The following is a 10,874-nucleotide window of genomic DNA, read 5'->3' as shown; positions in this document are numbered from 1 at the left end:
GGGGGCCACCAGGCCCAGCCAGCGTATGCCCCGGGGAAGGCGTGCGCCTGTTTTCATATCCCTCTCCTCTTTACGCCGGGAGGGGGAGCGAGCGAATGTGGCTCAGCCTCCCATCCCGGTCAACATTGAACCGCGACATGGTGACTGAGCAATGTCCCGTATGGATAACCCGTACTGACCGCTTCTACTCACACTCAGCTATACAAAAACAATGCCAGATTTAAACGCCTGCGAGCGGCCGCGAGAAATCGCCTGCGCCGCCGCCCTTGGGCATGCAACCTTTGATTCATGCTCACAAGAAACGCACCATAATGGTGCGCTAATGAATGATTTTAGTGCCTGCCCGACATTTCACAGCTGGCTGAAGAGCATCTCCAGCTGGTTCAGCATCATCGAGGCGGCAAGGGAAAGCTGGCGGGCGGGCGAGACGCACAGCGCCAGGGTGAAAGGCTTAAGCTGCGGATCGGTTAGCGGCACAAACGCCAGCTGGCCGGACTCGATCTCATCGAGAATATCCAGCCGACACAGGATGCCGATGCCCATCTGCTCTTTGATCAGGGTGCGGATCATGTGAATGTTATTCGATACCGCCACCTCCTTTACCTCGTTGCCGCTGATGTTCACCAGCGCCTCCACCGGCTCGCTAATCATCAATGGGGCGGACGGCAGGATAAAGGGGTAGTCGAGGCACTGACTAAAGCGCACCGCGCTGCGGCTGGCCAGCGGATGGCCGGTGGGCACCACAATCCCCATATTCATCTCGGCAAACGCCCGGACCTGCAGTTCACGAGAGGTCTGGGGATTGAGCATGATGCCGAAATCCGCCTCGCCGGAGATCAGCGCCTGCTGGATGTGGATATTGTTGATGGTGGTCAATGTAAAAGAGATGTTGGGATAATGTTTATGCACCTCTTTGAGCATCGTCGAAAAGAAATGCCGGTTAATGGCATCGATGGTGGCGATGCGCACATGCCCCCGCCGCAACCCGCGCAGATCGTCCAGCTGCTCGCAGACCCGGGTAAAGTCCTTTTTCCAGTTATTGGCCGCGTGCAGGAGCAGCTCCCCGGCGGCGGTCAGCCTCAGCCCGGTGGGATGGCGCTCGAAGAGCGGCATCGCCAGCTCCTGTTCCACGCGCAAAATCTGACGGTCGATGGAAGACGCCGACACATGCAGCGCCTCTGACGCTTTACGAAACGATCCCTGACGGGCCACTTCAGTGAAATAGAGCAGAAATCGGGAGAAGGCAAACATGGTTTGGGTGCTCTCATTTTTGCAACGGGTTGTGCGAATCAAAGCTCTGGACGCAACAGTTTTATCACAATACCGTAGCATTCATAGCGGAGAAACGATCGTTTCACCCATTTTCTTGCACGCCGGACAGTTCACCGCGAAGGGGAGTTATCTCTTCGCCGCCCCTGGCCGCCCTGCAGACAGCGGAATGAGGGAGAGTAAACGGTAATGCACAGCCACGAACTTATTTCGGTCTCGGTCGGGGAAATACGCCCCAACGGACAGGGAAACCTATCCATAATTTTGCAGACGGCGGCCGGGGAAATATTACCGGCCTACTCCGCCGGGGCGCATATCGATATTATTATTCCCGGCGTCGGCTCCCGGCAGTATTCCCTGTGCGGCACGCCTGACCGCAGTAATACTTATGAAATTTGCGTCAGGCTGACTGACACCTCCACCGGCGGCTCACGCTATTTGCACCAGCAGCTCAAAGCCGGCGATCGGCTCGCCATTTCGCCGCCGCGCAACCATTTTCCCCTGCCGCAGGCCGGGCGCTACCTGCTGTTTGCCGGCGGTATCGGCATCACGCCTTTGCTGGCGATGGCTGAAGCGATTGCCGCCAGAAAGGGGGCGCTGGAGCTGCATTATTATGTCGCCAGTTCGCGCCAGACGGCCTTCTCCCCGCGCCTGAACCAGCTGACTGCGAACGGCACGGTGGCCATTCACTGCAGCGAGGAAGGCGCGTCGCTTCGCCAGCGGGTCCCCGAATGCTTAACTGTGCCCCACCCTGATACCGCAGTAATAGCCTGCGGCCCGGAGGGTTTTATTCAGCGACTGCGGTCGGTCATGGAGGAATATCGCTGGTCGCCGTCGCAGTTCGTATTCGAGCGTTTTACTCCCGCGGCGGAAAATAATACTGCGGCGAAAAATGCGTTTTATATTGAGCTGGCCTCCAGCGGGCAGCGCCTGCAGGTGGCCGCGGATCAAACCATTGCTCAGGTATTACAGCACGCCGGGGTGGAGGTAATGCTCTCCTGCGAACAGGGAATGTGCGGCTCCTGTATTACCGGGGTCCTCGACGGGATCCCCGAGCACCGGGACAGCGTGCTGACGGCGGAAGAGAAAGCCGGCAACGACCAGATCACGCTCTGCTGTTCGCGGGCGAAATCGCCGGGTCTGGTTTTGGATCTGTGAGGAGACTGACGATGACGCTCCCCTCCTCTTGTGCGCCGCTCACCGGCATCAGCCGCGCCCGACTCCCGGCCTGGGCGCTGCCCGACGGCTGGCCGACGCGGGCCAACGGTGAACCGCTGCTGGCGGACCTGGCCTTTCGCGACGGCCGGATCGCCGCACTGACCCCAACCGACCAGCCGACTCCCGGCCTGTGGGACCTGGCGGGAGCCCTGACGCTCCCCGGCCTGGTGGAACCCCATGCCCATCTGGACAAGACATTCACCATTGAACGCTGCCGTCCAGCGCAGGCCGGGCTGCTGCCGGCGATCCACGCCATGCATGAGGATCGCCGACACTGGTCCAGGGCGGATATTCAACGCCGGGCGTCCGCCGCGCTGGCCCGGGCGGCAGCGAATGGCGTGACCCATTTGCGCAGCCATATCGACTGGTTTAACGCCGACGCGCCGGACGCCTGGCAGGAAATCGCCCGCCTCGATACCGTCGGCATCACCCTGGAGCGGGTGGCGCTGGTCCCGCTGCCCCTGTTTCGCGAGCTGGCGCAAGCGGAGGCCATCGCCCGGACGGTCGCCAACAGCGGAGAGCGCTGCCTGCTGGGCGGCTTCATCCACTCCTCCAACTGGGACGCCACCGCCATGGAAAATCTGCTGTACAGCGCGGCCCGCTGGGATCTGGATCTGGATTTGCATATTGATGAGGAGCTCAGCGAAGTGTCTCAGGGGCTGACCTGGCTGGCGGATCATCTCTCCCGCCACCCTTTTCCCGGGCATATCTGCTGCAGCCACGGCTGCGCACTGGCCGCCGGCAGCGACGAACAGGCGGCGCCGATCCTGCGCCAGCTGGCGGCGCACGGCGTCACCCTTATCGCTCTGCCGATGACCAACCTGCTGCTGCAGGATGCGACGTTCGGCCGCACGCCGCGCCAGCGGGGGATCACCCTGCTGCACGAGGCGCAGGCCGCCGGCGTGGCCACCCTGCTCGGCTGCGACAACGTGCAGGATGCCTTCTGCCCGGCGGGGAGCTATGACCCGCTGGACACCCTGGCCTGCGGTCTGTTCAGCGCTCAGCTCAGCGACCTGTTCGACCAGCAGTCGCGGCTGATCTGCGATCGCGCGGCGCTAACCGGTTCGCCGGCAGACGCGGCGCCCTTTGCCGTCGGAGCGGCGGCCAGCGTGGTGATTTTCCCGGGTAGCGACCGTTTTACCTGGCCTTTAAACAGCGCCGCCCGTCTGGTGGTTAACCACGGCAGGTTAACCCACCGGCGCGTGTGGCAGGAGGAGATGGCACATGAGTCTTGAAGCAGGCGCCGGGGCGCCGCTGGCGCGGTATGCCGCCTGGCGCAGAGCCGGCGATTTTATCTTTCTCTCCGGCATTATTCCGGTCAATCCCCTGACCGGCACCATCGTCAACGGCTTTCAGGATGTGCCTGAGCCGGTGCGGGAGCTGCTGGGGGCGACCGGCGAATTTTCAACCGATGCGAAACAGGGCCCGATCCTCGCCCAGAGCTGGTACGTCCTGGAGAGCATCCGCCGCACCGTGGCGTCCGCGGGAGGGCAGATGAGCGACGTTATCAAGCTGGTGCAGTACTTTCGCAACCTTGACCATTTTCCCTATTACAGCCGGGTCAGGAAGCTGTTTTACCCCGACCAGCCGCCCGTTTCCACCGTGGTGCAGGTCAGCGAAATGCTGCCCGACGCCACGGTACTGATTGAAGTCGAAGCGACCGTCTGGTTACCCCCGTCATTTAACTCCGAGGCACCGCGATGATTAACGGTTACATTCCTGCCGCGCGCTTTCTTCCTTTTCTGAGCTGGACGGACGTGGCCGCCCTGCCGGATAAAAGCAATACGGTTATCGTCCTCCCCACCGGGGCGATCGAACAGCACGGCCCGCATCTGCCCTGCTCGGTGGACAGCGTGATATCTTCCGGCGTGGCGGGCCATGCCCTCGCCAGGCTGCCGGCGACGATCCCGGCCTACGCCATTCCGCCGATCGTCTACGGTAAGTCCGAGGAGCATCTGCATTTTCCCGGCACCCTGACCCTTAGCGGCGATACGCTGCTGCATACCCTGCTGGAGATCGCCGAATCTCTCTATCGGGCCGGTTTTCGCAAGCTGCTGATGATCAACGGCCACGGCGGCCAGCCGCAGATCCTGCAGATCGCCTGCCGGGAAATGCGCCTGCGCCACGGGGATTTCATCGCCATCCCCCACGACGTGTTCAACGTGCCCAACTGCGAAAAACAGTTTCTCAGCCCGCATGAACAGCGGATGGCGATGCACGCCGGGCATAGCGAAACGGCGCTGATGCTGGCGCTGGCGCCGGAGTGCGTCCATATGGAACGGGCCGTCGCTAATTTCCCCCCGGAATTCCCCTGCCCAACCCTGTCGAAAGGCCGCCCGGCGGCGGCGTGGGCGTCGTATGACTTTGGCCCCAGCGGGGTGATTGGCGACCCGACCCCGGCGACGCGGGAGCAAGGCGAAGGGCTTCTCGACTCCCTCGCCGCCAGCTGGGCGCAGGCGATCATCGAGATCCACCGCATGGCCTGGGTCGAACGTCGCGAACCGACCTGGGGCAAACAGCACTGGCACGGCTTTGTGCAGTCCCTACCACCTTCTTTCGCTGCTGAATCCAGGGAGCCCTGATGAATACCAGATTGACGCCCGTTTTTACCCTGCTGACCGTGGCCGCCCTCGCGACCTCAGCCTCCTGCTTCGCGGCGAAGAAGTTTACCTTTCTCACCAACTGGTATGCCCAGGCCGAACACGGCGGGTTTTACCAGGCCCAGGCCACCGGGCTGTATCAACACGCCGGTCTCGATGTCGAAATTAAAATGGGCGGCCCGCAGATCAACGTCATGCAGCTGATGGCGGCCGGTCAGGCGGACTGCACCCTTGGCGACAACGGCCAGGCGCTGGAGACCTGGCAGGCCGGGGTGCACGCGGTGACCGTCGCCACCGTGTTCCAGCACTCGCCGACGGTGTTTATCACCCATGACAAAGTGGAGAACCCGGCGGAACTTAAAGACAAAACCTTCCTGCTCGCCACCGAGGCCTATACCTCCTTCTGGCCGTGGGCGAAAAGCGAGCTGGGTCTGGCTGGCAGCAAAGTGCGCCCCTATACCTTTAACGTTCAGCCGTTCCTCGCCGATAAAAATCTGGTGCAGCAGGGCTACGTGACCTCGGAGCCGTTCTCCGTCGCCAAAGGCGGACAGCCGTTCTATGTCTATCCGCTCAGCGACTGGGGCTACCCGCCCTACGGCAACTCGATTATCTGTATGGCCGACACCATCCGCAAACGTCCGGCGGCAGTGGCGGCCTTCGTCAAAGCCTCCATGGAAGGCTGGAAAAGCTACCTGCAGGATCCCGCCCCCGGCAACAGCCTGATCGGTAAAGCGAATCCGCAAATGGGCGCCGAGCAGATCGCCTTTGGCATTGCCCAGATGAAGCAGTACCAGCTGGTGACCGGCGGCGATGCTAAGTCCGGCGGCATCGGCATCATCACCGAGCCGCGGCTGAAAAAAACCTGGGACATGCTAGTGAAAAACAAACTGATCGACGCCAGCAAGGTGCCGTTTGAGCAGACTTACACCCTGGAGATGGTCAAAGACGCCGGAGTGATGCCATGAATACCGCCCCGAAACTGACCGTGATGAGCGATACCCGCTTTATGCCCGCCGCTGCCACCCCAGCCATCGAGGTGCTGTCGGCGGAGAAAATCTACAGCAACGGCACCCGGGCGCTGCTGCCCGTCAACCTGACCATCAATCAGGGGGAGTTTATTACCCTGCTCGGCCCGTCCGGCTGCGGTAAAAGCACCCTGCTGAAGATGGTCGCCGGCCTGGTGGAGCCCAGCGACGGCAAGCTGATGCTGTGGCGGCGCGACAGTCGGGAAAAGGCCCAGCATCCGCTGTCGTTCGTCTTCCAGGAAGCCACCCTGATGCCGTGGAGCAGCGTGCGCAATAACGTCAGGCTGCCGCTGGATCTGGCCGGCGTGCCGCGGGCGGAGGGCAATACCCGGGTGAATGAAGTCCTTGAGCTGGTGGGCCTCGGCAAGTTCGCCGACGTCCTGCCGCGCGAACTCTCCGGCGGCATGCAAATGCGCGTCTCCATCGCCCGCGGCCTGGTCACCCGACCAAAGCTGCTGCTGATGGATGAGCCCTTCGGCGCGCTGGACGAAATTACGCGTAACAAACTCGACAGCGACCTGCTGCGTCTCTGGCAGGAGCAAAACCTGACGGTAGTGTTCGTCACCCACTCGATCCACGAAGCGGTGTTTCTCTCCCAGCGGGTGATCATGATGGCGGCCCGTCCCGGACGGGTGGTCGAAGATATCCCCATCCGCGAGCCGTTCCCGCGCAGCGAGGCGTTCCGCGTCAGCCCGGCCTTTTCCCTGTATGCCCGTCAGCTGCAGGACAGTCTGTTGCAGGCCAGCCAGTCCGGTATGGAGTCATAATATGAAAAATACAACCGCAACGCCGTGGATCCAGCATCCGCGTTTTCTCAAAATTCTCTATCCGACCCTCGTCGCGGTGGCGATGGTGCTCCTGTGGCAGGGCGCGGTGAGCTATTTCCGTATCCCGGCCTTTCTGGTGCCGTCGCCGCTGGTGATGCTGGAAAGCCTGTGGACGCATCTCACGCCGCTGCTGCTGGCGCTGCTGTTCACCCTCAAGATCACCCTGATCTCGTTTCTGCTGTCGATTGTCATCGGCGCCGCGGTGGCGTTTATCCTGGTGCAGAACCGCTTTGTGGAAACCGCCCTGTTTCCCTACATCGTGTTTTTGCAGGTGACGCCGATCGTCGCCATCGCCCCGCTGATCATCATCTGGGTGAAGGATGCCACGCTCTCGCTGGTGGTGTGCGCCACCCTGATGGCGGTGTTTCCCATCATCTCCAATACCACTCAGGGACTGCGCAGCGTCTCCCCCGGCCTGCTGAGCTATTTTCGCCTCAATCACGCCAGCCGCTGGCAAACGCTGGTGCGGCTGCGTATCCCCTCGGCGCTGCCCTATTTCTTCGGCGCGCTGCGTATTTCCAGTGGGCTGTCGCTGATTGGCGCGGTGGTGGCGGAGTTTGTCGCCGGGACCGGCGGGACCAATACCGGGCTGGCCTATCAGATCCTACAGGCCGGCTACCAGCTGGATATCCCGCTGATGTTTGCCGCGCTGCTGCTGATCTCTCTCGCCGGTATCGCGCTGTTTGGCGTGATGTCCTGGGTCTCGCGCCGGGCGCTCAGCGCCTGGCATGAAAGCGAAGCCGTGCAATCTCATTAATGTTCTGCTGACGAACAGGAAAAAGAATGATGACTGATGAACAGCGTCAACACGCGGTCGCGGCGATCCAGCAGGCACTCCCGGCGCTGGAGTGGACCTTACAGCCGGCGAAGATCAAACGGCTCTCCCGCGATTTTCACTGGTTCAGTCCGCTACTCACCGAGCAACTGGCGGGGAAACAGGCGGACGCGGTGGTTCGCCCGCGCGATGAAGAGGAGCTGCGCCAGCTGGTCTGCGCCTGCGCGCAGCACCAGCTGCCGCTGACCCTGCGCGGCAGCGCCACCGGCAACTACGGACAGCTGGTCCCCCTCGAAGGCGGGCTGCTGGTGGATATGACCGGGCTCAACCAGATCGTCGCCCTCGGCAACGGCACAGTGAGGGCCCAGGCCGGCATTCGCCTGGCGGACATCGAAACCGCCGCCCGCCAGACGGGCTGGGAGCTGCGCTGTATGCCGTCGACCTATCGACTGGCGAGCCTGGGCGGTCTCTACGGCGGCGGGTTCGGCGGCATCGGCTCCATCAACTATGGGCCGCTGGCTGCGCCCGGCAATGTGCTCAGCGTCAAAGTAATGACCGTCGAGCCGGTCCCCCGCGTGCTGACCGTCCCGGCTCCCGAAGCGCTGCTCCTGCATCACGCCTACGGCACCAACGGCATTATCCTGGAGGTTGAGCTGGCGCTGGCGCCTGCACACCAGTGGATTGAACGTCTGGACGTGTTTGACGATTTCGCCGATGCGCTGAACTATGCCAACGCCTGCGTCCGCTCGCCGGGGCTGGTGAAGCGCCAGGTGGCGCTGCTGGCCACGCCGATCGCTGACTATTTTAGCCACCTCAAGGATCGTTACCGCGCCGGGCAGCATGCGGTCATCAGCCTGATCGCCGAGGAGAGCGAAGGACTCTGCGCCAGCCTGTTACCGCGCCATCGCGGGAGCAACGCCATCCGGCAGGCCAGCGAGGAGGCCCGGACGCGCAACGGCTCGTTAATGGAATACTGCTGGAACCACACCACCCTGCATGCGCTCAAGGTGGACAATACGCTGACCTATCTGCAGACGGCGTTTGATCCGCTGCGCTATCCGCAGCAAATTTTACAGATGGAGCAGCACTTCGCCGGGGAGGTGATGTCCCATATTGAATTCCTGCGCGATATCGAGGGCAATCTCACCGCCAGCGGTCTGCAGCTGGTGCGCTATACCACGCCCGAACGTCTTAACGCCATCATGCAGATATTTCGCGACAACGACGTCAAGATTAACAACCCCCACGTGCTGCAGGTTGAGGACGGCAAACAGGGCGTGATTCGTCCCGACGTCGTGGCGGTGAAACAGTCTCTCGACCCGGCGGGATTACTTAACCCCGGCAAGCTGCGCGGCTGGGCGCTGCGCGACCAGCTGGAACTCGACAGCAACCCGCTGACGCGGGCCACCCGCGAAAGCCCCACGACCTGATGGTCCCCGGTCCGGTTGGGCGCTAACGGGTCGCTGGCCCGTTGCCGCCCAACCTCATTCTGCGCCGGACAGTCCCGCCATATGGACGATAAGCCCTACTGCGGCGGCGGCGGCCAGTACCCAGGTCAGCTTCCACTTATAACGAAACAGCAGCCCGGCGGCGCCCAGGGCTATGGCTGCGGACCACGGGTCGAAACCGGATGGTCCCCAGACGCTATGCCAGATAAAAAACAGCGCCAGATTCAGGATAACGCCCACCACCGCGGCGGTGATGGCGGTCAACGGCGCGGTAAATCCCACCTTATTATGGGTCGTTTCAATAAACGGCCCGCCGGCGAGAATAAAGATAAACGAGGGTAAAAAAGTAAACCATGTCACCAGGCACGCCGCCGCGATGCCCCCCAGCAGCACATCATCGACGCCCAACACCGCTTTGGTGTAGCCGCCGACAAACCCGACAAAGGTCACCACCATGATCAACGGTCCAGGGGTCGATTCCCCAAGAGCAAGGCCGTCCATCATCTGCCCTGCCGTCAGCCAGCCATAGTGGGTCACCGCCCCCTGGTAAACATAAGGTAAGACGGCATATGCCCCGCCAAAGGTCATCAGCGCGGCTTTGGTAAAGAACCAGCTCATCTGGGTCAGCGGATGCGCCCAGCCCAGCATTAGCGTCAGGGCGGCCATCGGCACCAGCCACAGCAGCATCCCGGCGATCAGCACCTGAGAGGTACGCCGCCAGCTGAAAATGGCATGGGCCGGGATCGGCGTCGTGTCATCAATGATGGCGGCTCCGCCAGGGTGACTCTGCGCACGGTGGGCGTCCGCTTTGCCGAATATCGTCGGCGCCAGCCGTCCGCCGATAAAACCCACCAGTGCCGCGGCGAGGACGATCAGCGGAAAAGGAACGTTCAGCGCAAAAATAGCGACAAAGGCAGCGGCGGCGATGGCCCAGTAGGCGCCATTTTTCAGCGCCCGCGAGCCGATGCGGTGCGCCGCCTGCAATACTATCGCCGCTACGGCGGGTTTGATGCCATAAAAGATCCCCGCCACCACGGCGACATCCCCCCAGACGAGATAGATCCACGCCAGGGCGATGAGTAACACCAGCGAGGGCAAAATAAACAGCACCCCGGCGATGACGCCTCCCCAGGTTTTATGCATCAGCCAGCCGATATAGGTCGCCAGCTGCTGGGCCTCCGGGCCGGGCAGGACCATACAAAAATTGAGCGCATGCAGGAATCGCCCTTCCGATATCCAGCGTCGGTTATCCACCAGCTCCTGGTGCATCATGGCGATCTGCCCGGCAGGCCCGCCGAAGCTGATGAAGCCAAGCTTGAGCCAAAAGCGAAATGCCTGCCAGAAGGAGACGGAAGCGACGACGGAAGGACTGTCACTCTGCGGAAGAACGACCGTTTTGCTCATGATTGCCAGACCTCATTTCACAGGACCTCAGTAAGCCGTCGAACAGCGAGCAAGCTGCCGCCAGCAGTTGGTCATCGTCCGTAATGGTTTCCCGCAGCCCTGCAAGAATGCTTTCTACCCCCGCCGCCTCCGGGGTCGGTACCCCACCGACGTCCAGGAAGTGGATCAACCGTCCCAGACTGTCGGGGATCACCGCGTCCAGCACAAAACGCCGGACCAGTACTTCGAAGGTCACCAGCGTGCCGACATGGCTGAATGGCGCGCCGTCAAAATCAAAACCGACCGCCGTCGCCGGACAGGTCTCGGGC

The 10,874-nt window shown here is 62.2% G+C and carries 11 protein-coding genes; 8 read left to right on the top strand and 3 right to left on the bottom strand.

Translation table 11 applies throughout. From position 1 onward, the window contains the following. Positions 1-351: 351 nt before the first annotated feature. Positions 352-1,251 carry a LysR family transcriptional regulator gene (locus tag HMPREF9538_RS01410; protein WP_002908057.1) on the bottom strand — a complete coding sequence of 300 codons (900 nt, stop codon included), beginning with the start codon at positions 1,249-1,251 and terminating at the stop codon, positions 352-354. Positions 1,252-1,458: 207 nt separating this feature from the next. On the opposite strand from HMPREF9538_RS01410, the gene HMPREF9538_RS01420 reads away from it, so the two are divergent. Genes HMPREF9538_RS01420 through HMPREF9538_RS01455 form a run of 8 tightly spaced genes read left to right on the top strand, consistent with a single transcriptional unit; the run spans position 1,459 to position 9,144 of the window. Continuing rightward, positions 1,459-2,427 (top strand): PDR/VanB family oxidoreductase, encoded by a 969-nt coding sequence (locus tag HMPREF9538_RS01420; protein WP_009486386.1) that lies wholly within the window; start codon positions 1,459-1,461, stop codon positions 2,425-2,427. 11 nt (positions 2,428-2,438) lie between these two features. Then, positions 2,439-3,722, top strand: a complete 1,284-nt coding sequence (locus HMPREF9538_RS01425; RefSeq protein ID WP_009486385.1) for an amidohydrolase family protein — start codon at positions 2,439-2,441, stop codon at positions 3,720-3,722. Further along, the gene (locus tag HMPREF9538_RS01430; RefSeq protein WP_002908128.1) at positions 3,712-4,191 is read left to right on the top strand and encodes a RidA family protein; all 480 of its coding nucleotides are present in this window, start codon (positions 3,712-3,714) and stop codon (positions 4,189-4,191) included. Before HMPREF9538_RS01425 ends, HMPREF9538_RS01430 begins: the two co-directional genes overlap by 11 nt. Continuing rightward, positions 4,188-5,069, top strand: a complete 882-nt coding sequence (locus HMPREF9538_RS01435; RefSeq protein WP_004151186.1) for a creatininase family protein — start codon at positions 4,188-4,190, stop codon at positions 5,067-5,069. Before HMPREF9538_RS01430 ends, HMPREF9538_RS01435 begins: the two co-directional genes overlap by 4 nt. Beyond that, the gene (locus tag HMPREF9538_RS01440) at positions 5,069-6,052 is read left to right on the top strand and encodes an ABC transporter substrate-binding protein (RefSeq protein ID WP_004189605.1); all 984 of its coding nucleotides are present in this window, start codon (positions 5,069-5,071) and stop codon (positions 6,050-6,052) included. Before HMPREF9538_RS01435 ends, HMPREF9538_RS01440 begins: the two co-directional genes overlap by 1 nt. After that, a complete protein-coding gene (locus HMPREF9538_RS01445) occupies positions 6,049-6,879 on the top strand; it encodes an ABC transporter ATP-binding protein (RefSeq protein ID WP_004189603.1) in 831 nt (276 codons plus the stop codon). The genes HMPREF9538_RS01440 and HMPREF9538_RS01445 overlap by 4 nt, the downstream gene beginning before the upstream one ends. Before the next feature lies 1 nt (position 6,880). Next, the gene (locus HMPREF9538_RS01450) at positions 6,881-7,696 is read left to right on the top strand and encodes an ABC transporter permease (protein WP_002908134.1); all 816 of its coding nucleotides are present in this window, start codon (positions 6,881-6,883) and stop codon (positions 7,694-7,696) included. A 26-nt stretch (positions 7,697-7,722) separates the two neighbouring features. Further along, positions 7,723-9,144: an FAD-binding oxidoreductase gene (locus tag HMPREF9538_RS01455; protein WP_009486384.1), complete on the top strand. Its 1,422-nt coding sequence runs from the start codon at positions 7,723-7,725 to the stop codon at positions 9,142-9,144. 54 nt (positions 9,145-9,198) lie between these two features. Here HMPREF9538_RS01455 and chrA read toward each other — a convergent pair whose 3' ends face one another. Then, complete coding sequence (gene chrA, locus HMPREF9538_RS01460; RefSeq protein WP_004189596.1) at positions 9,199-10,566, bottom strand: chromate efflux transporter; 1,368 nt, start codon at positions 10,564-10,566, stop codon at positions 9,199-9,201. Continuing rightward, the coding region (locus HMPREF9538_RS30755) for a chromate resistance protein ChrB domain-containing protein (RefSeq protein ID WP_009486383.1) at positions 10,535-10,874 on the bottom strand (340 nt) is incomplete at its 5' end. The genes chrA and HMPREF9538_RS30755, both read right to left, overlap by 32 nt.

It is taken from the genome of Klebsiella sp. MS 92-3 (genome assembly GCF_000195655.1).
Classification (GTDB): domain Bacteria; phylum Pseudomonadota; class Gammaproteobacteria; order Enterobacterales; family Enterobacteriaceae; genus Klebsiella; species Klebsiella pneumoniae.
This window is presented reverse-complemented; position numbering and strand designations above follow the sequence as displayed.

Coding starts and splice junctions, on each gene's coding strand:
- HMPREF9538_RS01410 (WP_002908057.1), bottom strand. CDS start 1,251: ATGTTTGCCTTCTCCCGATTTCTGCTCTATTTCACTGAAGTGGCCCGT.
- HMPREF9538_RS01420 (WP_009486386.1), top strand. CDS start 1,459: ATGCACAGCCACGAACTTATTTCGGTCTCGGTCGGGGAAATACGCCCC.
- HMPREF9538_RS01425 (WP_009486385.1), top strand. CDS start 2,439: ATGACGCTCCCCTCCTCTTGTGCGCCGCTCACCGGCATCAGCCGCGCC.
- HMPREF9538_RS01430 (WP_002908128.1), top strand. CDS start 3,712: ATGAGTCTTGAAGCAGGCGCCGGGGCGCCGCTGGCGCGGTATGCCGCC.
- HMPREF9538_RS01435 (WP_004151186.1), top strand. CDS start 4,188: ATGATTAACGGTTACATTCCTGCCGCGCGCTTTCTTCCTTTTCTGAGC.
- HMPREF9538_RS01440 (WP_004189605.1), top strand. CDS start 5,069: ATGAATACCAGATTGACGCCCGTTTTTACCCTGCTGACCGTGGCCGCC.
- HMPREF9538_RS01445 (WP_004189603.1), top strand. CDS start 6,049: ATGAATACCGCCCCGAAACTGACCGTGATGAGCGATACCCGCTTTATG.
- HMPREF9538_RS01450 (WP_002908134.1), top strand. CDS start 6,881: ATGAAAAATACAACCGCAACGCCGTGGATCCAGCATCCGCGTTTTCTC.
- HMPREF9538_RS01455 (WP_009486384.1), top strand. CDS start 7,723: ATGATGACTGATGAACAGCGTCAACACGCGGTCGCGGCGATCCAGCAG.
- chrA (WP_004189596.1), bottom strand. CDS start 10,566: ATGAGCAAAACGGTCGTTCTTCCGCAGAGTGACAGTCCTTCCGTCGTC.